At 61.7% G+C, this 23,619-nt stretch carries 23 protein-coding genes and 1 pseudogene; 4 read left to right on the top strand and 20 right to left on the bottom strand.

The features are described 5' to 3' along the window. Positions 1-54: 54 nt before the first annotated feature. From PQG80_RS03335 to PQG80_RS03325, 3 genes are all read right to left on the bottom strand, one after another. Positions 55-366, bottom strand: coding sequence for a thioredoxin family protein (locus tag PQG80_RS03335; RefSeq protein WP_271749703.1), 312 nt, complete (start codon positions 364-366; stop codon positions 55-57). Beyond that, positions 338-742, bottom strand: coding sequence for a MerR family transcriptional regulator (locus PQG80_RS03330; RefSeq protein WP_271749702.1), 405 nt, complete (start codon positions 740-742; stop codon positions 338-340). The genes PQG80_RS03335 and PQG80_RS03330 overlap by 29 nt, the downstream gene beginning before the upstream one ends. Before the next feature lie 81 nt (positions 743-823). After that, a complete protein-coding gene (locus PQG80_RS03325) occupies positions 824-2,161 on the bottom strand; it encodes a deoxyguanosinetriphosphate triphosphohydrolase family protein (protein WP_432432709.1) in 1,338 nt (445 codons plus the stop codon). A gap of 255 nt (positions 2,162-2,416) precedes the next feature. Here PQG80_RS03325 and PQG80_RS03320 point away from each other — a divergent pair, with 255 nt between their 5' ends. Then, complete coding sequence (locus tag PQG80_RS03320; protein WP_271749701.1) at positions 2,417-2,953, top strand: TVP38/TMEM64 family protein; 537 nt, start codon at positions 2,417-2,419, stop codon at positions 2,951-2,953. A gap of 249 nt (positions 2,954-3,202) precedes the next feature. On the opposite strand, the gene PQG80_RS03315 is transcribed toward PQG80_RS03320, so the two are convergent. The 15 genes and pseudogenes from PQG80_RS03315 to PQG80_RS03245 all read right to left on the bottom strand — a co-directional run bounded on the left by PQG80_RS03315 (position 3,203) and on the right by PQG80_RS03245 (position 16,856). Continuing rightward, positions 3,203-3,919, bottom strand: coding sequence for a FadR/GntR family transcriptional regulator (locus PQG80_RS03315; protein ID WP_334219805.1), 717 nt, complete (start codon positions 3,917-3,919; stop codon positions 3,203-3,205). 43 nt (positions 3,920-3,962) lie between these two features. Further along, a complete protein-coding gene (locus PQG80_RS03310; RefSeq protein ID WP_271749928.1) occupies positions 3,963-4,655 on the bottom strand; it encodes a LutC/YkgG family protein in 693 nt (230 codons plus the stop codon). A gap of 106 nt (positions 4,656-4,761) precedes the next feature. Beyond that, the gene (locus PQG80_RS03305) at positions 4,762-6,279 is read right to left on the bottom strand and encodes a LutB/LldF family L-lactate oxidation iron-sulfur protein (RefSeq protein ID WP_271749700.1); all 1,518 of its coding nucleotides are present in this window, start codon (positions 6,277-6,279) and stop codon (positions 4,762-4,764) included. After that, positions 6,276-7,004, bottom strand: a complete 729-nt coding sequence (locus tag PQG80_RS03300; protein WP_271749699.1) for a (Fe-S)-binding protein — start codon at positions 7,002-7,004, stop codon at positions 6,276-6,278. Before PQG80_RS03300 ends, PQG80_RS03305 begins: the two co-directional genes overlap by 4 nt. 92 nt (positions 7,005-7,096) lie before the next feature. Further along, positions 7,097-7,867: a DeoR/GlpR family DNA-binding transcription regulator gene (locus PQG80_RS03295; protein WP_271749698.1), complete on the bottom strand. Its 771-nt coding sequence runs from the start codon at positions 7,865-7,867 to the stop codon at positions 7,097-7,099. Positions 7,868-7,897: 30 nt separating this feature from the next. Continuing rightward, the gene (locus PQG80_RS03290) at positions 7,898-9,367 is read right to left on the bottom strand and encodes a rhamnulokinase (RefSeq protein ID WP_271749697.1); all 1,470 of its coding nucleotides are present in this window, start codon (positions 9,365-9,367) and stop codon (positions 7,898-7,900) included. 29 nt (positions 9,368-9,396) lie between these two features. Further along, on the bottom strand, positions 9,397-10,659 hold the full coding sequence (gene rhaA / locus PQG80_RS03285) for an L-rhamnose isomerase (protein WP_271749696.1): 1,263 nt from the start codon (positions 10,657-10,659) through the stop codon (positions 9,397-9,399). A gap of 75 nt (positions 10,660-10,734) precedes the next feature. Beyond that, positions 10,735-11,106, bottom strand: coding sequence for a sensory rhodopsin transducer (locus tag PQG80_RS03280; RefSeq protein ID WP_271749695.1), 372 nt, complete (start codon positions 11,104-11,106; stop codon positions 10,735-10,737). A gap of 48 nt (positions 11,107-11,154) precedes the next feature. Next, on the bottom strand, positions 11,155-13,224 hold the full coding sequence (locus tag PQG80_RS03275) for a bifunctional aldolase/short-chain dehydrogenase (RefSeq protein WP_271749694.1): 2,070 nt from the start codon (positions 13,222-13,224) through the stop codon (positions 11,155-11,157). Between the two features lie 140 nt (positions 13,225-13,364). Then, positions 13,365-13,877 carry a GNAT family N-acetyltransferase gene (locus PQG80_RS03270; RefSeq protein WP_271749693.1) on the bottom strand — a complete coding sequence of 171 codons (513 nt, stop codon included), beginning with the start codon at positions 13,875-13,877 and terminating at the stop codon, positions 13,365-13,367. Positions 13,878-13,907: 30 nt separating this feature from the next. Further along, positions 13,908-14,204, bottom strand: coding sequence for an antibiotic biosynthesis monooxygenase family protein (locus PQG80_RS03265; protein ID WP_271749692.1), 297 nt, complete (start codon positions 14,202-14,204; stop codon positions 13,908-13,910). A gap of 33 nt (positions 14,205-14,237) precedes the next feature. Then, positions 14,238-14,710, bottom strand: a pseudogene (locus PQG80_RS03260) (GNAT family N-acetyltransferase). Between the two features lie 20 nt (positions 14,711-14,730). Then, complete coding sequence (locus tag PQG80_RS03255) at positions 14,731-15,279, bottom strand: hypothetical protein (protein ID WP_271749691.1); 549 nt, start codon at positions 15,277-15,279, stop codon at positions 14,731-14,733. A 20-nt stretch (positions 15,280-15,299) separates the two neighbouring features. Further along, the gene (locus PQG80_RS03250) at positions 15,300-15,740 is read right to left on the bottom strand and encodes a GNAT family N-acetyltransferase (protein WP_271749690.1); all 441 of its coding nucleotides are present in this window, start codon (positions 15,738-15,740) and stop codon (positions 15,300-15,302) included. 291 nt (positions 15,741-16,031) lie between these two features. Further along, entirely contained in the window at positions 16,032-16,856 is an 825-nt protein-coding gene (locus PQG80_RS03245) for a M15 family metallopeptidase (RefSeq protein ID WP_271749689.1), read from the bottom strand. 139 nt (positions 16,857-16,995) lie between these two features. Here PQG80_RS03245 and PQG80_RS03240 point away from each other — a divergent pair, with 139 nt between their 5' ends. From PQG80_RS03240 to PQG80_RS03230, 3 genes are all read left to right on the top strand, one after another. Beyond that, a complete protein-coding gene (locus tag PQG80_RS03240) occupies positions 16,996-17,808 on the top strand; it encodes an SDR family oxidoreductase (protein WP_271749688.1) in 813 nt (270 codons plus the stop codon). Between the two features lie 76 nt (positions 17,809-17,884). Then, positions 17,885-19,630, top strand: coding sequence for an alpha-glycosidase (locus PQG80_RS03235; RefSeq protein WP_271749687.1), 1,746 nt, complete (start codon positions 17,885-17,887; stop codon positions 19,628-19,630). A 163-nt stretch (positions 19,631-19,793) separates the two neighbouring features. Beyond that, a complete protein-coding gene (locus tag PQG80_RS03230; protein ID WP_271749686.1) occupies positions 19,794-21,026 on the top strand; it encodes a sugar phosphate nucleotidyltransferase in 1,233 nt (410 codons plus the stop codon). Positions 21,027-21,083: 57 nt separating this feature from the next. Here PQG80_RS03230 and PQG80_RS03225 read toward each other — a convergent pair whose 3' ends face one another. Continuing rightward, a complete protein-coding gene (locus PQG80_RS03225) occupies positions 21,084-22,109 on the bottom strand; it encodes an EAL domain-containing protein (RefSeq protein ID WP_271749685.1) in 1,026 nt (341 codons plus the stop codon). Between the two features lie 109 nt (positions 22,110-22,218). Next, entirely contained in the window at positions 22,219-23,472 is a 1,254-nt protein-coding gene (locus PQG80_RS03220) for an FAD-dependent oxidoreductase (RefSeq protein ID WP_271749684.1), read from the bottom strand. Positions 23,473-23,619 lie beyond the last annotated feature (147 nt).

Raw genomic sequence — 23,619 nt, 5'->3', positions numbered from 1 at the left:
TAGCCCTCAAGCCGAATCGCTCGGTCTTGAAGGCTTTTCGTTCGTCTGCCGGAATCAAACGTATCGGTTCAACGCCGTTCTGTAAACCTCGATCGGGCGAAGTCCGACGAGCTTCTCCACCGGCTCCCCGTCGTTGAACAAGATGACGGTCGGGTTCGACATCACGCCGAAGCTCGACGCCGTTTCGGGCGACTCGTCCGTATCTACCTTGACGATCGATACCCGCTCGCCATACTCCGCAGCCAGCGACTCGATGACCGGCAGCAGCGCTTTGCAGGGCGGGCACCAGGTCGCTCCGAAGTCCACCAGCGTCACGCCCGAGGGCCTCACCGCATTTTTAAAATCCAGATCGTTCGCTTCTCTCATCTCGCTTCGACTCTCCTTCGCCATGCTCGGATTCGTCCCGGAATGAAGAGATGCGGTCGACGAGATTATCGCGGATGCGCGTCAGCTGGGCGATCTGCGCCTCGATGTCCGCCAGCTTGCTCTCGTATACCGGCAGGACCTCGGTACAGAACGCCTCCGGCCGGCTCAGTACGCAGTGCAGAAAGCCTGCGATCTGCTCCGTCGTCAACCCCAGCTGCAGATAGAAACGGATCGTGCGCACCTGCTCCTCGGCCAGCGGCGAATATTCGCGGTAGCCGTTCGATTCGCGCAGCGGCGAGATCAGTCCCTGCGATTCGTAATAGCGGAGAGACCGGATGCTCGCCCCGGTCTTGCGCGACAGCTCGCCGATTTTCATGCCAAGCGCCTCCCTTCCTCCAGGTTGACTCCAGCATACACCCTGCCATTAATGTCAGGGTCAAGCGGCGGGCTCAAGCGGTCAATCCCTTTCGTAGATCGAGCCCGAACGGCTGGCGAAAAACTCGCCGTATACTTTCTCCGCGTACGCGTCCGTCATGCCCGACAAGTAATCCGCCACCAGCCGCTCCCACGGCCAATGCCCCTTGTGCTGCTCGAAGCTCTCTAGCCAGTCCGGCGGGATGATGAGCTTGCCGGTCTCGTACTCCTTAAAGCTGCCCCACAGCCTTCGGATCATGACTTCGCTACGCTTGTGCAGGCGCTGCACGCGGAAATCCTTGATCAGCGTCACCCAAGCCAGCTTCTTGAGAATTTCCATCGTCCGCAGCAGCTCGATATCCTGCGCGCCGTCCCGGATGAACGTCACCTTTTTCCAGTTCTTCTCAGGATCGTCCAGAATGCCGACCTGGTTGGCGAACTTGCGCACCCAGCGCGCCTTCATCTCGCGTCTCGCCCGCGAGGGCTCGCCCCCGCATTCGACGTAAATCTGCTCCCATTGCTCCAGGTAGCTGCTGAGCACCGTCCGAACCATAGAACGCAGATCGATCTGCTCCCAGTTCATGCTGTGGTTGCCCGGATCGTCATTAATCTCCTGAATGAGCGAGGTCACGATCCGCTCGTCCTCGAACAGCGTGCGGCTCATCGGGATCTTCCCGGCGCGGATGCCGTCCTCGAGATCGTGCGTCGAGTATGCGATGTCGTCGCACAGGTCCATGAGCTGGGCCTCGAGCGTCGCGCAGCCTTCGGGCATGCCCCACAGATCGCGCAGGTAGCGGATGCCCTCCCATTCCATATGATAGACGCCCTTCAGCCGTCCGGGTTCGTCGATATTGTACGGGTACTTGTTGATGCCGAGCAGCACCGACGCGCTCAGGTCGAGTCCGCTGTCGCTGCCCGCGCGCTTCTCGAGGAACATCAGGATGCGGTAATTCTGCGCATTGCCCTCGTACTTCAGGCCGAACTCCTCCGTCAATACGTCATTCAGCACCTCTTCGCCCTTATGGCCGAACGGCGGATGGCCGAGATCGTGCGCGAGCGCAGCCACCTCTACGACCTCCGGGTCCAGCATGAGCCCGGGATGCTCCCTTTTGCCCAGAAAATCGTATTGCTTGCCCAGTCTTCGCGCGACTTCCCGGGCGATCTGCGACACTTCGATGGAGTGCGTCAGACGGGTCCTGTAGTAGTCGCCGCTGCCCGCGCCGAACACCTGGGACTTGCCCTGCAGCCGCCTGAACGACGGAGATTGGATGAGCCGCGCGTAATCCTTTTCGTATTCGTCGCGGTCCTCGCCGGAATGGATGTTTTCGGTATCGAACAAACGCATTTTGCGAAGATTCGGGTGTCCTTTTTGCAGCGTCATCGGCCTCTTGCTCCTCTACGGTCTGAACGGCTATGCTTGGTCCAACCGGCGTTGATATTGGGATATAGTATATGCGCCAGCCGTGGCGGAAGCAAGCGCGATGTCAGCTTGGCGGCAGCTTATCCGTCCGATCCGGCGGTTGCGGTCCGGCCGCGATATGCGGTAGTCTGAATCTATGATTTTGTCGGAGAAATATAGCCGGCGAACGGTGCCATCGGGAGAGGATACGTCGGTTCGGACGTTATAGGTGCGGCGATGAAAAAAATCGGATGGGCCGTCGTGATATACGGCCTTGTCGTATGCGGACTTTGGTTATACAAAGACGAGCTGCTCGCGCTCATGCAAAGCGGGTCCGGATCGGTCTGGACGATGCTGCTGCTGGCCGTGGCGCTCGCATTTTTTCCCGTTCTTCCTTATAAGCTTTTCATCGCCCTTGCCGCCTACGCGTACGGCGCGCCGGGAGGGGCCGCCATCAGCTGGTTCGGCGCGACGCTTGCGGCCGTGCTCATGTACTTCTATGCAAGGCTGTTCCTCGCGGACGCGGCCGAGGGCTGGCTGGCCCGCAGTCCCAGGCTGCAGGCGTTCGCCGGGAGGCTCGGCCGCAGGCCGTTCTGGTTCGTATTCGTCGCCAGGCTCGTCCCCTTCCTGCCTCAGCCGCTCGTGAATCTGTACGCCGCAGCCGCCGGCATCCGTCCGCTGCCTTACATCGCGGGCACCGCGCTCGGCAAGCTGCCGATGATGGCCTTGTATGCATTTGCCGGGGAGAAGCTGATGGGCTATCTGCTGGGCTGAAGCCTGGTGCTCAGAGCATTGGAGACAGCCGAAAATGCGGCTGTAGGCGCAAAATGTGAGCTTAGAGCTAGAGCGACGGAGGCGCCCGGAATTGATGTTGTAGGCGCAAAATGTGAGCTTAGAGCCGCGGAGGCAGCCGGAAATGCGGCTGTAGGTGCAAAATATGAGCTTAGAGAGTTGCTAAGAATGCAAGAAAAAGCAAGAAGGTACATAGCCCCGGAGCTACAGGGGGAATGTACCTTCTTTAGTTTACAGATGCCGCAGCAGCATCCGCTCCACGTGCGCCAGGTGCTCGTTCATACGCAGCGACGCAGCGAGCGGCTCCTGCTCCGCGACGGCATCGAGGATCGCCGAGTGCTCCTCGAACAGCCTGCGCGCGACCGAACGGTTCGCATAAAGCTCCACGCGGCGGATGTCGCGGATCGCACGTTCCATCTGGCCCGTGATCGACGCGAACAGCGAGATCATGATGTCGTTGCGCGTCGCCTTGGCAAGCAGGAGATGGAACTGGAGGTCGGTACGCTCCCCCTCCATATCGTCGCCGATCGCTCGTTCCATCTCGAGCTGAAGCGAACGCAGCGCGGCAAGATCGCCGGGCGTCCGCTTGGACGCGGCGATCGACGCGATCGATACCTCGAGCGTCTGGCGCACCTCGAGAAGCTCGAGCAGCGTCTTGCGCCCGTCGCGCAATGACAGCAGCTCCGGCGGCACTGCCGCTCCGGCGGACCGCTGCGCCTGGTCGGCCGGGAGCGCCGAGATCACCCGGCAGCCGCCGCCCTGGCGGATATCGATGAGCCCCATCGCCTTGAGCGCGCTGAGCGCCTCGCGCGTAGTGGAGCGGCCGACGCCGAACTGCTCGGAGATCTCCCGCGTCGAAGGGAGCTTGTCGCCGGGCTGCAGCCGGCCGTCCTCGATCTGACGGCGGATCTGCAACGCGATCTCTTCATAATGGTTGCGCTTGGTCAGACGCTTCGCTTCGATCGGTCTCGCCTCCCATCCGTAATCCGCTTCAGCCGATGATCAGCGCGTATACGACGCCGGGACCGTGCACGCCGATCGTCAGGTCGTTCTCGATGTCCGAGGACCGGCTCGGTCCCGTGATGAAGTGGACGCCGGCCGGCAGCGCCTCGCGGCCGCCCTCGTCCATCGGAATGAGCGCTTCGCCGAGACGCGTGCCTAGACGCTCCGCCGGGACCAGGATGAACAGCACGGTCGGCAGCAAGGACACCGACCTGCCTTTGCCCGGCGCTGATCGCACGACGACCGTGCCGGTATAAGCGAGCGCCTGGTCGGCCAGCACGACGCCGATGTCCGCTTCGGCCGCTCGCGCCTTCCACGAGACGTCCGCTTCCGAATTCCAGACCGAGACCTCGGCCTCGGGCACGGACGTCTCCAAGCCAAGCGCGGCCAACTCATCCTGGTCCTGCCGGACGATGATCCGCGCGCTCAGCTCCTGCGCCCGCTCCGCGATGAAGCGTCCTGCTTCGTCCAGGTCCCGGACGCGCGCGGTATGTCCGCCTACGCTGCGCCAATTGGCCTCGAATCGCTCGATCCGCTCCTCCGGCGTCCAGTCGAACGTCCGCCAGAAGTCCGGCGCGCCCCGCGCCGGCTGCTGGGGATTCGTCGTCATGCGCGGGTGGCGCAGCCTGGCGGAGATGCCGTTCATGAACGACTCCTGCTTGGCCCGGGACGCGCGCTCCATCTCCGCCAGCCAGGCTGCGTGCTCCGCGTCGGCGCCCGCGAGTCCGGCCTGCGCCGCGCCAGCCGCAGTCTTGCCTTCGCCGATACTCTCGCCAACTGCCTGCCGCTTAATGTCCGCCATGTCCGCCGCCTCCTTGTTCCCGCTCTTGGACGATCCGTTCCATTCTGCGCTTCATATCCGGCGCCATCGGCGGCCGCTTGGCGTCGATCTCGCGATCGAGCTTCTCCCAGCGGTCGCGGAAGGAGCGTCTGGGCAGACTCGGCGTGACCCGGTAGCTGTTCCAGCCCTTGAGCGGGCCGAGCTTGGTCCGGATCTCGCCGCCCCGGACGACGAGCCGCTGGCCGATCTTGCCGATCGCGAGCGCGGCCTTCATCGCCGCGCTCGATCCCGTCAACGCGGCGAATCCCTTCATGCCCGCCGTCTCGACCGCCTTGCCGTTGCCCGTCTCTACCTTGCGGCGCCGCAGATAGATCAGCATATCGTGCAGCGGGATCTTGACCGGACAAGCCTCGTAGCAGGCGCCGCACAGGCTCGATGCGTTGGCGATATCGTCCCACTCGGCGACGTTCTTGTTGAGCGCCGGCGTGAGCACCGCGCCGATCGGGCCGCTGTACGTGCTGCCGTAAGCGTGTCCGCCGATATGGCGATAGACCGGACAGGCATTCAGGCAGGCGCCGCAGCGGATGCAGTTGAGCAGCTCCTGGAACTCGGGATCGCCCAGTTGCAGCGAGCGTCCGTTGTCGACGATGATGATATGCATCTCCTCGGGACCGTCCGCGTCGGCCGTCCGCTTGGGTCCCGTGATCGCCGACATGTACATCGTCAGCTTCTGGCCGGTCGCAGAGCGCGGCAGCAGCGTCGCCATCACCTCGAGATCCTCGAACGAAGGGATGATGCGCTCCATGCCCATGAGCGTGATCTGCGTCTTGGGCACGGTCGTAACCATGCGCGCGTTGCCTTCGTTCTCAAACAACACCATCGAACCGGTCTCCGCGATAGCGAAGTTGCAGCCGGTCATGCCGATGTCCGCCTCGAGGAACTTCTCGCGCAGCTTCTTGCGCACGAAGCCGGCCAGCACGGTCGTATCCGCCTCGAGCCGCTCCCCCGCCACCTCGGAGAGCAGGTCCGCGATCTGGTACCGGTTCTTGTGAATCGCCGGAATGACGATATGAGAAGGCATCTCGCCTGCCAGCTGGATTATATATTCGCCGAGGTCCGTCTCGATCGCCTCGACGCCGATCTGCTCGAGCGCATGGTTCAGGTGCAGCTCCTCGGACACCATCGACTTCGACTTGACGACCGTCTTGGCCGCCTTGCGCTGCGCGATCTCCATCGCGATGGCGACCGCGTCCTCGCCCTTGTCGGCGAAGTGCACGTGCACGCCGTTCGCTCTCGCATTGTCGACGAACAGGTTCAGATAATAGTCGAGATGGGCGATCGTATGCAGCCGGATTTGCCGTCCCCGTTCGCGCCATTCATCCCAGTTCCCATGCTCCGCCGATGCATTCTTTTTCCCGTTGCGAAGCCGCTCGGTCGTGAACTTCACCGCCTTGACGAGAAATTCGTCGTTCAGCGCCAGCTCGGCCCGTTCCTTGACCGAAGACTTCCCTTTATTCGCGCTCATGCCAGTCCCGCCCCTTCCGCCAATACCTCGGCCAGATGCATCACGCGCACCTGTTCTCCGCGATAACGCAGGTTGCCCGCGATGTTCATGAGGCAGGCCATATCGAGTCCGACGAGCACCTCCGCCTCCGTCTCCTTCACGTGATCGACCTTCTCCGTCACCATCGCCCCGGAGATATCCGCCATTTTGACGGCGAATGTGCCGCCGAAGCCGCAGCAGTCCTCCGCGAACGGCAGCGGCACGAACTCAAGATCCCGGACGTTGGACATGAGCGTCATCGGTTCGTGCTTGACGCCGAGCAGCCTCGTGCCGTGACAGGACGGATGATAGGTCACCTTGTGCGGAAAACGGGCGCCGACGTCCGTCACTCCGAGTACGTTCACGAGAAATTGCGTGAATTCATAAGACTTGTCCCGCAGCCGCTCCGCCCGCGCGAGCTGGAACGGATCGGACTCGAACAGCTTGGGGTAATGATGGATCATGCCCGTGCAGGAGCCGGACGGAGAGATGACGAAGTCGCTGTCCTCGAACGCGTCGAGAATCGTCTTGGCGCTGGCCCTCGCCTCCTGCCAATAACCGCTGTTGAAGGCAGGCTGGCCGCAGCAGGTCTGGAGCCGGGGAAATTCAAGCGATACCCCGTATTGCGAGAGCACCCGGACCATCGCCTCGCCGACGCGCGGATAGATCGCGTCTCCGAGGCAGGTAATGAACAATGAGACCTTCATAGCTAGACACCTCGCGTCCATGATATATGTCAGGTTGTCAGACAAGTTAAGGGTGGCTAAAGGCGCAGACGAGTCTGCGCCGCTGCATCATGTCAGGCCGTGCTAACGCGGATGCCCCGCGACTCCAGCTCGCGCAGGATCTCGCCCGGCAATCGCCGGTCGGTCACGATCCGGTCCACCTCGGACAGATCGGACACGTGCGTGAACGCCTGCACGCCGAACTTGCTCGAGTCCGCCAGCACGTGCACCTGGTCGGCCATTCCGATCATCTTGTGCTTGATCCGCGCCTGAAGCTCGTTGGACTCGCTGATGCCCCGCTCCAGGTGGACGCCCTTGCACGAGAGGAACAGCTTGTCGACGTGATAGGCGTCGAGCGAGCGCTCGGCGAGCGGACCGACGTACGACAGCGACCTGCGGGCGAGCTGGCCGCCGGTCGAGATGACCTCGATCTTCTCCTTGCCGGCGAGCTCGAGCGCGACCTTGATCGAATTGGTCAGCACGGTCAGCGGAATGTCGGGCATCTCGCGGGCCATGTACCAGGTCGTGGAGCTGGCGTCCAGCAGGATCCGGTCCTTGGGCGAGATGAGCTTGATCGCCTCCAGAGCGATCCGCCGCTTGTCGTCGGCGCGGATGATCTCCCGCTCCGAGTACGGCGTCTCCGGCTGCGCGTGCGCATCCAGGTCCTTGACGCTGACGGCGCCGCCGTGCGACCGGCGCAGCCGTCCCGCCTGCTCCAGCCGGTCGAGGTCCCGGCGGATCGTCTCCTCCGTCACGCCGCACAGCTCGGACAGCTCGGACACGCGGATGCTGCCGCGTTCGTTAACGAGCTCCACGATTTTTTCATAACGTTCCGCGACGAGCATTCGGCGTCCTCCTTTCCTCCTATCCTACGTCTAAAGCGATGTCGCCCGCAAGAATTTTCCGTAGGCGTCCTCCCACGCATCCGCAGCCGCGGGCTCGTAGGTCAGGACGTCGAAGGAATCGCGGATGACCCGGCGCGCCTCGCGCAGATCGGCCAGCTCGCCGGAGGCGATCCACTGGACGGCGAGGTTGCCGATCGCGCTCCCTTCGGCCGGACCCGCCCAGACCGGCTTGCCGATCGCCGACGCCGTCCAGCGGCACAGCAGCGTATTCTGGATGCCTCCCCCGACCATATAGAGCCCGCCGTACGTCCGGCCGGTCAGCTCCTCGATCCGCTCCAGCGCGTACCGATACTTGAGCGCGAGGCTCTCGAGGATGCAGCGCATCGTCTCTCCGACGCCGGCAGGCGGCCGCTGCCCCGTACGGCGGCAGTACTCGGCGATGCGTCCGGGCATGTCGCCCGGCGGCATGAACAGATCGTCGTCCGGATCGATGAAGGAGGCGAATGCGGGCGCGGCCTCCGCCATCCCGACCAACTCGGGAAACGAATAGGCATGGCCTTCGCGCTCCCAGGCTCTGCGGGATTCGTTGACGATCCATAGTCCCATGATGTTCTTCAAGAAGCGATATGTGCCGCAGGCGCCGCCTTCGTTGGTAAAGTTCAGCTCGCGCGCGCGGTCGGCGAGCACCGGCTCGGTCACTTCGGTGCCGATCAGCGACCAGGTGCCGCAGCTGAGATAGGCGAAGTGCTCCTCGAGCGCGGGCACGGCCACGACGGCCGAGCCGGTATCATGCTCCGCGACGGCGTAGACCGGAATCGCGGGCATGCCCAGCTCCTCGGTCACCGCTGCGCTGAGTGTGCCGGCTTGGTCGCCCGGCGAGAGCACGGGGCCGAACCAGTCCGCGGGCAGATCGAGCTTCGCCAGCAGCTCGCGGTCCCACGCCTTCGCGGTGGCATTGTACAGCTGCGTCGTCGTCGCGTTGGTGAACTCCCCGTGCAGCTCTCCCGTCAGGAAGTACCGCAGCAGGTCGGGGATCATGAGGATCCGCCGGGCCTCGCGGAGCAGCGGGTTATTCGCTTGCTTCATCGCGTACAGCTGGAAGATCGTGTTGAACGGCTGAAATTGAATGCCGGTCCTCGCGAACAGCTCGGCCTCGGGGATCTCCGCGAACACGCGAGGCATGATGCCCGCCGTATGGCCGTCGCGGTAATGGTACGGATTGCCGAGCAGCTCGCCGTCCGAGCCGATGAACCCGAAGTCGACGCCCCAGGAGTCAATGCCGATGCTCTGAATGTCCGTGCCTCTCTGTTTGGCCTTAAGCAGCGCCTGCTTGATCTCGTGCAGCAGCCGCAGGATGTCCCAATGCAGACGCCCGCCGACCTGGACGGGATCGTTGGGGAAGCGGTGCAGCTCCTCCGTCTCGATCCGTCCGCCGCGGAGCCTGCCGAGCAGCGCCCTGCCGCTGCTCGCTCCCAGATCGTAAGCCAATATGTCGGCCATCTTCAGCTACCTCCGTTCTCTGTCCGGCTTCAGCCGCGCGCGGCGAGCACGTCGCGCTCGTACGCCTTGACCTCTTCGAGCCAACGCTCGCGGACCGGTACGCCCTGCGTATCGCAGTAGTAGTCCCAGATCGCGCCGAACGGATAAGTCTTGTACTCCTCGGTCAGCGCGAGGCGCGTCGTGAAGTCGCCGGCGAGCTCCGCCTTGCGCAGCGCGTCCGTCGGCTCGAGCAGCGCCTGCAGCAGCGCCTTGATCGTGTTGCGCGTGCCGATGACCCAGGCTGCGACGCGGTTGATGCTGGCGTCGAAGAAGTCGAGGCCGATATGCGTCTTGCCGAGCAGGTCGCCGCGCACGAGCTCTTTGCCGATCTCTTGCAGCTCGTCGTCGAGGATGACGACATGGTCGCTGTCCCAGCGAACCGGACGGCTCACGTGCAGCAGCATGCCTTCGGCGAACAGCGACAGGGAAGACAGCTTGCCGGAGATGACTTCGGTCGGGTGGAAGTGGCCGGCGTCAAGGCAGATGAGCTTATTGTTCTGCAGGCCGTAGCCCATGTAAAACTCGTGGGAACCGACCGTATAAGCCTCCGCGCCGAGTCCGAATACCTTGCTCTCGACGGCGTCGAGGTTGTGCGCAGGGTTAATTTCCTCCGCGAACACTTCGTCGAGCGCGTCCTTCAGCCGCTGGCGCGGTGCGAGCCGGTCGACCGGGTTGTCCTTGAAGCCGTCCGGCACCCAGACATTGGTGACGCAGGTTTGACCGAGCTGTTTGCCGAAGTAGGCGCCCACGCGGCGGGAGCGCTTGCAATGCTCGATCCAGAAGTCGCGGATCTTCGGATCGGGGTGGCTCAGCGTGAAGCCGTCCTTGGAATTTTCGTGAGAAAAGCAGGTCGGGTTGAAGTCGAGTCCGAGGCCCTGCGCCTTCGCCCACTCGACCCAGCGCTCGTAGTGACGAGGCTCGATCGCGTCCAGATCCACCTTTTCCTCGGTATCCGCGTAGATGGCGTGCAGATTCACCTTATGTTTGCCGGGAATCAGCGAGAATGCTTTCTCCAGATCGGCGCGCAGCTCGTCCGGGGTCCGGGCCGCTCCCGGGTAATTGCCCGTGACGGCGATGCCGCCCGTCAGATCCTGGTCGCGGTTCAGGAAGCCGCGCACGTCGTCGCCCTGCCAGCAGTGCATCGAAATCTTGATATCCGCGAGCTTCGCGAGCGCGGCGTCTACGTCGACGCCGAGCGACGCATACTGCGCTTTGGCAGCTTCGTATTGCTTGACCGTATCGTTGGATGGCATAGCGGGTCTCCTCCTTGGTTAAGCCGGCGAGCGACGCGGTAGGTGGCGCCGCGCCGCTCGGGCTAATATCGTTATTTAATGAATCGGAAAGGCCATGACCGACATGAGCGCGTTCTCCGCCTGCGTCGCGTCCAGCCTGCTGTATTGGACGATGACCTTGATGTCGCTGCGCACCTCGATCGCGTACGGGACGCCGGGCGGGATGCCCTGGCCGTCCTTGACCAGCGACGAAGTCCGGATATGCCGGGTGCGCCGCGCGGGCACGACGACCAGAATATCCTCGAGCGGGTCGCGGTCTTCGAAATAGATGGTGAACTGGAGCAGCGCGTCGTCGGAAGCGGTGTTCAGCACGCATACCGATTCGTGGCTCGTCAGTTGGCCTGCGCTATGCTCCGGAATGTAGGCATCGGGGATGAACCAACGCTTCTCGCCTGTCGCTTGGGGCATGTGGCCTCCTCCTTCGCTTCTCCGGACGTCGCCGGCGGCAGCGGTGTATTAACGCGTGAACGCGGCCGGTACGCCGCCGTCGATCGTGAGCATGCAGCCCGTCGTCTTTTCGGCCTTGGAGGAAGCGAAGAACGCTACGCCCTCGGCGATGTCGCGCGGATAGATGTTCACGAGCAGCGTCGTACGCTTGCGGTAGTATTCTTCGAGCTGGTCCGGCTCGATGCCGTAGGCTGCGGCGCGCTCGTTGCGCCAGCTGCCGTTCCAGATCGCGGAGCCCTGCAGGATTGCGTCGGGCAGAATCGTGTTGACGCGGATGCCGTGCTCGCCGCCTTCGGCCGCGATGCAGCGGGCCAGATGCGCTTCAAGCGCCTTCGCCGCGCTGTAGGCCGTCGCGTTTTTGCCCGCGTAGACCGAGTTCTTGGAGCCGATGAACACCATGCTGCCGCCGACCGCCTGCGCCTTCATGAGCTTGAACGCCTCGCGCGCCACCAGGAAGTAGCCGGTGCCGAGCACGTTCATGTTGAGATTCCACTCCTTGAGCGAAGTCTCCTCGAATGGACTGGAGGTCGCGAGGCCCGCGTTGTTCACGATAATATCGACGCCGCCGTAGGCCAGCGCGGTAGCAGCATAGGCGGATTGGACGGCCTCTTCGCTCGTCACGTCCATCTTCACCGCGATCGCGCGGTTGTCGCCGTAGCGGGCGTTGATCTCGGCCGCGATCTTCTCGGCGCCCTCGAGATTGAGATCCGCCAGCACCACATGCGCGCCTTCGGATACGAGACGGCGCGCCGTCTCGCTGCCGATGCCGCCGGCGCCGCCGGTGATGAACGCCACCTTGCGGGAGAACTCGGCCTCGGCTGGGGCCAGCGTCAGCTTATACAGCTCGAGCGGCCAGTACTCGACGTTGTACGATTCGTTCTCGCTGAGCGAGACGAACTCGCCGAGCGCCGTCGCGCCGCGCATGACCGCGATCGCGCGGTGATACAGCGCGCCGCTGACCTGGGACATCGCCCAGCTCTTGCCCGTGTTGATCATGCCTACTCCCGGGATCAGGATGACGCGCGGCGCCGGTTCGAACATGACGTCGCCTTCGTTCTTATTGCGCTCGAAGTACGCTTTGTACTGCTCCTTGTAGGTCGCGACGCTATCCTTGAGAATCGTCTTGAGGCCTTCGACGTCGTCCGCGTCCGGCGTCCAATCGATGAACAGCGGCACGACCTTCGTGTGCACGAGGTGATCGGGGCATGCCGCGCCGACCTGGGACAGCTTCGGCGAGCTCTCGCCGCCCACGAACGCCAGTACGTCTTCTGCGTCGTCGAACGACAGGATCATCTTCTTGGCGTCGCTGACCGCGCCGCGGATCGTCGGCATGACCTGCGCCGCGATGCTGCGGCGGACGTCGGCCTCTAGGGGCGCATGCTTGACGCCGCCGAACAGCGTGGCCGCGTTCACGCGCGCTTCGATGAACGCTTCGGCTTCGCTGATGATCTTGATCGTCTGCGCGTAGGCTTCTTCGCTCGTCTCGCCCCAGGTGACAAGTCCGTGCTTCTCCATCAGGACGAGCTCGGCGTTCGGGTTGGCCAGCACGCCCTCCGCGATCATCTTGGACAGCTTGAAGCCCGGGCGGATGTAGGGCACCCATACGAAGCGGTCGCCGAAAATCTCCTTGGCGAGCTCTCGGCCATTGTCCGCGCAGCAGAGACTGATGATCGCGTCCGGGTGCGTATGGTCGACGTGCTTGAACGGCAGGAACGCATGGAGCAGCGTCTCGATCGAGGCGCGCGGGTGCTTCACGTCGATCATGCAGTTGACGAGGTAAGCGACCATCTCTTCGTCCGGCATCTCGTCTCTCTCGAACAGCGGGCGGATGTCTTCCATGCGGAGGCCCGTGAAGTTGCTGGCCTTCATCGAGGCCAGGTCGGAGCCGCTGCCCTTGACGTACATCACTTCGACGTCGCGGCCGCGGAAATCCTTCACGACCGTCTTGGCCGACGTATTGCCGCCGCCCCAGTTGCAGACGCGGCGATCGGCGCCGATGATGTTGGAGCGGTAGACGAGCTGATCGAGCGCGTGTTCTTGTTGGGATGCTTCAGATGGATTCCACAAGCTTTGAACCATGAGATGAGACCTCCGAATAAGTGTTTTTGTTTTCTTTTGTTTTCACTATATCACCTTTGTTTGTTTTTGAATACGGATTTTCGGACAAAAACAAAAAACGCCTCCGAGAAGGAGACGGAAAGACCGTAAGGTATTTCTCTTTATTCGCCGACCCGCAAGCCGACGATCACCAGATCCCGCTCGATGCCGTCGAGCTCGGCGACGCGGGGCAGCCTGCCCCAGCAGGCGAAGCCATGCTTGCCGAGGAGGCGCAGGCTCGGCTCGTTGTGGCCGAATACGAGGCCGACGAGCGTCTTGATGCCGAGCTGCGGGGCCGCAGCGATCGCGTGACGGACTAACAAGCTGCCGAATCCCCGTCCTCTATCCGACTCCGCCAAGTAGATGCTCAGCTCGGCCGTCGCATCGTAGGCCGCCCTGCTATGATAAGCCGAGAAGCTGAGCCAGCCCGCGATTCTTCCTTCCGTCCGCAGCACCCAGAGCGGATGCCGGTCCGGCTGATGCGCATCGAACCAGCCGATCCGGCTCTCGACCGGGATCGGTTCCAGATCCGCGGTCACCTGCCTGCCGGCAATGGTGGAGTTGTAGATCGAGACGATGTCCGGCAGATCCTCGATCCGGGCGATTTCAATACGTAGCTCTTCGTTCTGCGTCAACTCGTTCCCTCTTTTCAATCGATGAACCGTCTATGCCAGCCGGATCTGAATATAGTGCGCGCTCTCCGGCTCCGACGCGTAGTAATCCTGAAGAAGCGCCTGAAACGCCGCGCGGTCCGGCGATTGCATGAAGCCGACGGCGTGATCGCTGAGCGACTGCCACTTCACCAGCAGCATGTATTGGCCTTCCTGTTCCACGCATTTGTGCAGCTCGTGCGAAATATAACCCCGCTTGTCTGCGAGGAGCGCCTGCGCCTTGCGGAATCGGCTCTCGAATTCGCTCGCCGATTCCGGCTTGACGCTCAGCATGGACGATTGCAGGATCATCTGTGCACCTCCGGTCGATTCGTCGCGTCGGCGTTACAGCGTCAGTTCGTAATGAAAGTAAACTTCGTCCTTCTCGTAACCGGCCCTCTCATAGAGCCGCTGCGCCGCGGCATTGTCCGCCGCCGTGGATAGCGTAAGTCCCTTGGCTCCCGTCGCTTCCGCATACCTCCTGGCTTCCTCGAGCAGTTCGCCCGCCACGCCGCCCCTGCGATATAGGTTATGTACGAACAGGTCGTTCAATATCCATAGGTGCTTCATCGAGACGGACGAAAAAGCGGGGTACAGCTGCGCGAAGCCCGCAGCGCGCGCGTCTCCGGCAAAGCGGGCGAGCAGTACGACGGACTCCAGCTGTCCGAGACGTTCGGCGAGAAATGTCTGGCGCCCGTCAAATCGGATGGTTGCCCGTAAAACATGCGGTAATCGTCGAATAACGGCGCCAGCGCATCCAAATCGTGTATGGTCGCCTGCGTGATCATGAGTACGGACAAACGATCAGACCTCCCCATCCTGCATCCCTAAATTTAGACTACTGGTCGTCCGCTCGTGCGTCCTGTCTGGACCGGAGCAGGATGCGGTCGCCCTCGCGGTCGGCTGCGAGGCCGATCGCGCTTAGCTTGACGTATGCATATCCGTCCACGGAGAATAGATCCGCCCCTTGGAAATAACGATCTGCGCCGTGCAGCTCGACGGGTTCGCGTCCCGGCAGCGAAAACGAATAACGCCGATCGAGGACGGACAAATGCTTCATGAACGCAAAGGTTCTCATATAAAGGTTTTCGTCCAGTTCGACTAGCGAATGCATGGCTCCCTGTGCCGGATAGATCTCGATATCCGCGGCGGTCACGGCGTAATCGGACGCATGACGGATCCGGTTTCGCACCGTATCCAGCGTAGGCGGCAGATCCAGCACCCGCGCCTGCACGCTCTCCGCGATGCCGATCAGATGCGACAGCGCCAGCAGGACGAGCCCGCCGACGAGGCTGAAGACGATCAACGAAAAGGAGCCGCTCATCACGCCCACGACCGTGCCTCCCACCATGATCACGAATCCGAACATCTCGAGCAGCGTTCGCATAAGCCCTCCCCTTCCCGGCGTTAGTCTTCATCCTCCTCGTCAGGATCCACTACGTATACGCACAGGTAACGCTCGACGCCCGGATATTTCTCGCCCAGGCTGTGCACCGTGAACCCGATGCTGCGGTAGAAATTCACCCCGTCCTCGTCCGTCTCCGCCTCGATGCGGTCGGGATCGGCCTCGGTCAGCAGATGCAGTACCATGCCACGGCCATAGCCTTTGCCCCGCTCGTCGGGATGCACGGCGATATGCCGGATGACGATCGTGCCGGCATCGACCGCTTCAAAGCCGATGATGCCGATCGTTTCTCCATGATCCTCGTATCCTCTAATCTGCAGCCCGGAATTGTCCTTGTACTCGGCGATTACGCTCAACAGACGGTCCGGGTCCGGAAAAACGGACATCTCGAGCAGCTCGTATATCTGACGCTCATCCAGTCGGTTTCTGACGTCAATCAACATAACGAACATCCTTTCCTTTAATTAATCCCATTAATTCATGCTATTAAATACTTATGTACTATCTCCATCTGGCGTCCGACCTGGACAATTGATTGACGACCCAGGCCAGCGAGGCGAGCAAACACAATATGGCCGTCCCACGGGAAAACAAAGCGGCATAAATGAGGCAAAACACCGCCGCCGTCTGCGCCAAACTTCCGACTACGTTTCCTTCTCTGTCCGAAAATGCGGCAATCGCCGACAACAGCAGCATTACCGCGATCAGTAAGGTGAAGAGCATCGCATCCACTCCTACTCTACGTCGAAGTTAAAATACGTTTTCGGATAAGGCTCCTTGGCGAGCGTGTAATGCCACCATTCCTTGCTGTAAGCCTTGAACCCCCGCTTCTCCATCGCCTTCTTCAGGAGATTCCGGTTCGACGTCTGTGACGCGTTCGCCAGCTTGGCGCCGTGGGCCGATATGCCGCCGAGGAAGTCGTAGCTCCCGCCCATGTCCACAAGCTTGCCCGTATTCGCGATTGCGATCGACAGATCGACCGTGCTGCCCCTGGAATGGCCCGACTTGCCGGCGAGATAGCCCAGCTTGAACAGCTTGCTCTTTTCCGTATCCGGGTAAAAAACATCTTTTGTCTTCTGATCCTCCGGATCCTTCGACCAGCGGATGAAATGATCCACCGCCTTTTGCGGCCGGTATGCGTCATAAATAACGAGCTTGTAACCCTTAACTGCCAGATCCGCGGCGACCGACTTCAGCGCAGCAGCCGCCTGCTGCGTCATGACCGCATAAGGTCCCTTGTATCCCTCCACTCGCGCGCCTACGAAGTTGTAATCCCCATAGTAACGAATGTCATAGACAGCCGAAGGGATAACTTCGTCGAGATAGACAAATCCTTTAGGCAGCTTGCGCTTCTTGTCCGGGATGCGCTCTACGGGCTCTGACGCCCGCAGGGCAACCGCAGCGAAGTTTCCCGTGCCGGCCGCTCCCGCGCCAAGCCGGGCCGATACGACGGCAGCCTCGGCCGCAGTCGCGCCGTCATACGGTTCGGCAGCGGATGCGGAGGACGAAGCGACGGCGAGCAGAGCCGCGGCGAAGGGAATCGCCCATTTGCTTCGCATGCGCATGCCTCCTCTTCGCAATCGTATCCATCATTATAGCATCAATTCCGAGCCGGGGAGCAGCGAGTTGTTGCAGCTTTCCGGTCGACGGGTATACGTTTGTTGTTAACCATCCTACCAAACAAAGGAGCGATCGAACATGGCGAACTCTGCGCAAGCCGGCACCGGCGATCTGACAGGAAAGGTGGCCCTCGTCACGGGCGCAGCATCGGGCATCGGGCTCGCGTCAGCCGTAAGGCTGGCCCGCGACGGCGCGAAGGTGGCGCTCCTGGGACGAGGCGGCGACGACGAGCTGGAGAAGGCGGTACATAAGATCGCCGACGCCGGCGGCGAAGCGATCGCGGTCGAAGCCGATATCTCCGTCGAGACGGACATGCAAGCCGCCGTGCAGAAGGTTCTGGATGCATGGGGACGGCTCGATATCGTCGTCGCCAACGCGGGCATCAACGGCGTGCTTCTGCCGATCGAAGACATGGGCCTGGACGATTGGAACACGACGATCGGAATTAATCTTACGGGCACCTTCCTGACGGTCAAATACGCGGTCCCTGCGCTTAAAAAACAGGGAGGAAGCATTATTATTACGAGCTCTATCAACGGGAATCGCGTATTCTCCAACTTTGGCTTCAGCGCCTACAGCACGTCGAAGGCCGGCCAAGTTGCGTTCATGCAGATGGCCGCGCTCGAGCTCGCCAAATTCCGAATCCGGGTCAACGCGATCTGTCCTGGCGCGATCGAAACGAACATCGACGAAAATACGGACCGCCGTCCCGAGGTCGACGAAATCGCGATTCCGGTCGAATTTCCCGAGGGCGACCAGCCGCTTCGGCACAAGCCGGGCAGCGCCAAGCAGGTCGCGAGCCTCGTCAAGTTCCTTGCTTCCGACGAATCTTCGCACATTACCGGGACGCCGATCTATATCGACGGAGCAGAGTCCCTGATTCACGGCTGATCCGCCGCAGCATCATCGAACCCTGTCCGGCCCGTTCATCCAGCCGCAAATCTCATAGACGAAGAAGGTGCGCGATATGCAGCTCGAATGCTTCTACCACTCCCCGCGCAGCAACTGGGCTTATTCCTATGACAGGGACACCTTCCACCTGCGAGTGAGAACCAAAAAAAACGACGTCGACCAGGTCGTCGCCGTCACGGGCGACAAGTACGATTGGGAACGCCTTCACCGCGATTGCCCGATGGAGAAGATCGCCAGCGACAAGCTGTTCGATTATTGGGAATGCGAAGTGAAACCGGAGCGAAAACGATTCTCTTACGGCTTCCGAATGGCGTCCGGCGACGACCGGGTGTGGATGATCGAGTCCGGCTTCTTCACGGAGGAGCCTTGCCCGCCCGGCGGCTATTACGAGATGCCGTTTATCCATGAGATCGACATCTTCAGGCCGCCCGAATGGACCAAATCCGCCGTATTCTATCAGATTATGCCCGACCGGTTCATGAACGGCGATCCTTCCAACGACCCGCCGGGCGTCCTGCCCTGGGGCGAGACCCCGACGCGGGAGAGCCACTTCGGCGGCGATCTGCAGGGCATCATCGATCGCTTGGACTACTTGACCGAGCTCGGCGTAACGGCCGTCTATTTGACTCCGGTCTTCGAGGCGCCTAGCAATCATAAATACGACACGGTCGATTATCGCAAAGTCGACCCGCACTTCGGGGATACGGCCACGCTCAAACGGCTGGTGGACGCAGCGCATGCCAAAGGCTTGCGCATCGTGCTGGACGCGGTTTTCAACCATACGAGCGTGGACTTCCCGCCCTTCAAGGACGTCGTCCTAAAAGGGGAAAAATCCAAATTCGCAAAATGGTACCATATTTACGACTTCCCGGTGCGTATCGAGGAGGGCAACCCGAACTACGATACATTCGGCTTTTTCGCCCAGATGCCCAAGCTGAACACGGCCAACCCGGAGGTCAAAAACTACCTGTTCGGCGTTGCCGAATACTGGCTTAAGGAAGTCGGCATCGACGGCTGGCGCCTGGACGTAGCCAACGAGATCGACCACGCCTTCTGGCGGGACTTCCGCAGAACCGTCAAAAACGTCAATCCGGAAGCCTACATCATCGGCGAGGTGTGGTCCGACTCCCTGCGCTGGCTGCTCGGCGACCAGTTCGACTCGGTCATGAATTATCCGTTCGCCGACCGCGTCAACGGATTTTTCAGCCCGGGCGAGCCGGACGCGGGCGACTTCGCCGACAAGATCAACAGCGTGCTGATGCGATATCCGCAGCAGACCAACGAGGTCGTGTTCAACATGCTGAGCAGCCACGATACGCCCCGCATCCTCACGATGATGGGCGGGGACAAGCGGCGGCTCAAGCTGGCGATCGTCTTTCTGCTCACCTACATCGGGACGCCCTGCATCTTCTACGGCGACGAGGTCGGTCTCGTCGGAGAAGGCGATCCGGATTGCCGCAAATGCATGGAATGGGACCCAGATCGACAGGACCGGGAGCTGTTCGACTTTTACCGGCTGCTGATCGACCTGCGCAAGTCGCATCAGGTGCTTCGGTCCGGACGCTTCCGCTTCCTGAAGGCCGAGGCCGGGGACAACGCCGTCGTATACGAACGGATCGACGAGCGCGAGCACTTTACGATCTGGATGAACAATTCGGAAAACGAGGCCGTTCTTGCCCATCCGATGATCGCCGAGGACTGGATCGACGCGCTAAGCGGGGAGCCGGTCCGCCCCGAGGACGGCGTGATGCGCATCCGGCTGGAACCTCTCGGTTACCGGATACTCAGCCGAACGATTTAAGAAATCAAGCATAGGACGCCTGGATGAGTTTTTGCAGGCGTCTTTTTTACGGACACACATTGTTCACATTTGAAAAAAAGTTCTGGGTTTCAAGACATATATGCACGGGTTAAGAACTATCTATGATTGATCTGGCAACCATGTCAAGGAGGAAGAGCAAAGGATGAGCAAGCGTAATGTTCTGGCCATGCTTTTAGCCGGAGGGGAAGGCAAGCGGCTCGCCCCGCTGACGCAGCAGTGGGCGAAACCGGCGGTACCCTTCGGAGGAAAACAGCGCATCATCGATTTTCCGATCAGCAACTGCTTGAACTCCGGCATCGGCGACATCGGCATCGTCACCCAATACCGAGCCGAATCCATTCATCAATACTTAGGCGAAGCTGAACCTTGGACCCCCGGCTCGCAAGCCCAACGCGGTCAGACCCTCCTCCCGGCCGACCGACTCGGCGGCAGCGGCTACTTAGGCACAGCGGACGCTATCTTTCAGAATATAGATTATATCGACAGTCACGACCCCGAAGACATCCTGATCCTTTCCGGCGACCATATTTACCAGATGGACTACGCCCCCCTACTCGCCGCTCACCGCGAGAGCGGCGCCAGCGCGACGATCGTCGTGAAAAACGTATCCTGGGAAGAAGCCAGCCGCTTCGGCATCATGAGCACGGACGAACGTGGCCGCATCGTGGACTTCGCCGAGAAGCCGGCCGCGCCGAAGAGCAACCTGGCCTCCATGGGCGTTTACGTGTTCCGCTGGAGCGAGCTGCGCCGTTACCTGCTGCAGGATGCGGCGAATCCCGCTTCCTCCCGCGATTTCGGCAAAGACCTGATCCCGCGCGCGCTCGCGGACGGCGAAGCGTTCCACGCGTATAAATTCGGCGGGTACTGGCGCGACGTAGGCACGATCGACAGCCTGTGGGAAGCCAACATGGACCTGCTCGACGGCGCCGTCCATATCGGCACGCCTGAATGGCCCATGAACGCATCGGCTCTTTCCTCGGTCGTTCATTACTCTTCCGGCGCTTACGCGCAAATTCGCGGCTCGCTGATCCACCAAGGCGTCGCCGCCAGAGGCGAGATCGAACGCTCCGTCGTATCCATCGGCAGCCAGATCGGCGCGCATAGCCAGATCCGGGACAGCGTCGTCATGCCCCATGCGAAGATCGGCAAGCACGCGAAGATTCATCGCGCGATCATCGGCGAAGGCGCGATTATCGAGGATTATGCCGTGGTCGGCGGCGACGGATCGGACATCGTCGTCATCGCGCCGGGCGAGCGCGTCAAGGCGAACGTATACATGGCGCCTGCGTTCGACCGCATCAAGGACATGAAGGAGCGCATCGTCGGCGCCGGCAAGCTCGACCAACCGGCTGCGCTGCTGACCTTGGCCGAATAGGCCTCCGGCCCAAAAAAAAGACTCCCGCGCGGGAGTCTTTTTTTTGGGCCTTTGAGACTAAACACCGATCTTGCGAACCGGCTCCGGCCTGCCCCATAGATAACCCTGGAAGAGGCGGTATCCGGTCGCCCTCAGCCAGAGATAGTCATCTTCTCGCTCGATGCCCTCCGCAAGCGGCACGGCGCCGATCTGCAGGGCCGTACGGAGCAGTTCACCCGCCGTCTTTTGCTTCTCCGGGTCGCTGCTCACGCCGTCCGCCGCGCTCCGGTCCAGCTTCATATAGTGAGGTTTAATCTCCCGGAGCAGCTCCGGCGTGCTGAATCCCTCGCCCACGTCGTCGAGCGCGTAGCTGAAGCCCTGTTCGGTATAATAAGCCAGAATCGACTTCAAGTGCTCCACGTCATCGACGTGTTCGCTCTCCACGACTTCAAATACGAATCTGGATGCATCAAGGCCCAACTCGCGCGTCAGGGCGGTCGTCGACCGGAGGCAATGCTGGGGCGAGTAGATCGAAGTCGGTATGAAATTAATGAATACGCGGCCCCGTAAATGAACGGAACTCCTCACGGCGGCCAGACGGCACACGCGATCGAGCGCATAGAGCCGGTTGCGCCGCTTGGCCGCGGCGAATACTTCGGCAGGCGACACAAGCCGGCCGTCTTGAGCCAGAAAACGCGCCAGCACCTCGTAGCCGAAAACATCGCCCTCCGCGGTCATGATCGGCTGTGCGTAAGGAACCACGCGCTCCTCGGCAATGACGCCCTCGACCCATCGCTCCCGCAGGTCTTGCGGCATCTCCTTCATCGGTTTCCATGCGCCCTCGTCCATCCGGTACGTCATGCGATCCGGGCTCATATGATCGAGGCAAAAATCGTAGAAGTCGGGCACCGCGGACTCGCGGATCAGAATCGCGTCCGAAGTCATTTTTGCCAGCGCGCCCGTTTTTTCGAGAAAACGCGCGATATCGTTTGCTACCGTTCCGTCTGCGTCATCGTCGAACTTCACTTCGTAAACGGGTTCCCCCGCCATGCACTGCCGGCAGCTCATCTGCGCACTTCCTTCGATGTCAGGCATTTCGTTCATGAATATACATTCGTCGCATGCGTCTTAATCCCTACTCCCCTCGCCCAAACGAAACAAAAAGACAGCCGCGGGGCTGTCTTTTAATCGGCGGGTATTTTGGTTATTCCGTCTATGCGCCCGGTGCCTGAATTCCCGCGAGCAGCCTTCCTACTTCGCGATCGATATCGCCGGGTTCGCTCGCATAATTGTACATGCCCAGAAAAACGCGCGTCGCTTGTTCGTCCTTGCCGATCAGACGGTACGCGGCCAGCAGCTCCTGAGGCATCGGCGCATTGCGGGTCATCTGGCAGCCGATCTCGAATCGGCTCATCAGCTTGTCGCGCATGCCCTCCTCGTAACGGGCGGACATCTCCTCCCAGGCGCGGCGCCAATCTTCAGGTCGATACCCGGACAAAGTCTTGGCGAGCAGCCCTGCGCCGAACACCGCATCGTGCATGCCTTGGCCGACCGCCGGATCCTTAAAGGAAAAGGCGTCCCCGATAAGCGCCCAGCCTCGCCCCATGCCTTGGTGCCAGTCGTTGTCGTAACCGAGCAACGCGCGCACCCGTCCAGCGAACGACGCGCTTCGCAGCCGCGCCGGCAGGGCCGTGGCGGACAGTCCTTCCTCGGCCAGCGCCCGCAGCCCGGATTCGGGCTCGTCGCGCAGCCGCGCGATCCGCGCGGCGTCCGTGAGCGGGAACATGAAGCCGATGACATATTGCGAATCGCTCGTCGGAAAAGCAATGGCGAGCTTGTCGCCCTGCTTGTAGAACTCCACGAAACGCTCCCCGCCCTGGTCGTATCCGTCCACGTATGCGACATAAGAAGCGTAGTCGGTCGGAACCGAGAGTCGCCGCTCGGCCCCGGCCCATTCCCGGACGGAGGACCGGCGGCCGTCCGCGCCTACGACGAGCCCGGCTGAAAACGACTGAACCTGCCCTTCGCGGGAGACGCCGGTCACCCCCGTCACCGTACCGTCCGCGTCGCGGAGTAGTCCGGTCGCCCTGAATCCGGTGATCGCCGTCACATCCGGCTGGCTCCGCGCATGACGGAAGAGAATATCGTCGATGTATTTGCGCTTCACGCACAGACAGCCGTCGATGCCGTCGACCGGGGGAAAGCGTCCGTCGATCACGGCGCCTTCGAAGTTGACGTGCGCCCTGTTGTAGAGCGGCGTCCCCGTCGCCAGCAGTTCGTCCAGCACGCCCATCTCCCTGAATTTCGACAGCGTGTTCGCATACACATTGTGCGTGGACAGCGTATCGCTAGGGAAGTCCGCCCGGTCGAGCAGCAGCGTCCGCAGCCCGATCCGGGACAGCTCCCAGGCGAGCGTAGCTCCCGCGATCCTGGCCCCCACGACGATAACGTCATACGTTGCGTTCATCCGATCCCTCCTTCTGCAGCTTGACGCGACTATTGTAGCGCGGGCCGCAGTCATGGCGACAGTTACGCCGGTCATCGAATTCGTCATGGGTTAGAAGGCCTTTAGCGTCCTCGCGTCGCATTTCCGGTCTTCCCCTGACCGTGCCGC

This window comes from Cohnella rhizoplanae, assembly GCF_948329515.1.
GTDB classification, from domain to species: Bacteria; Bacillota; Bacilli; order Paenibacillales; family Paenibacillaceae; genus Cohnella; species Cohnella rhizoplanae.
The sequence above is the reverse complement of the archived record's forward strand: the minus strand, read 5'-3'. Positions and strand labels throughout refer to the sequence as shown.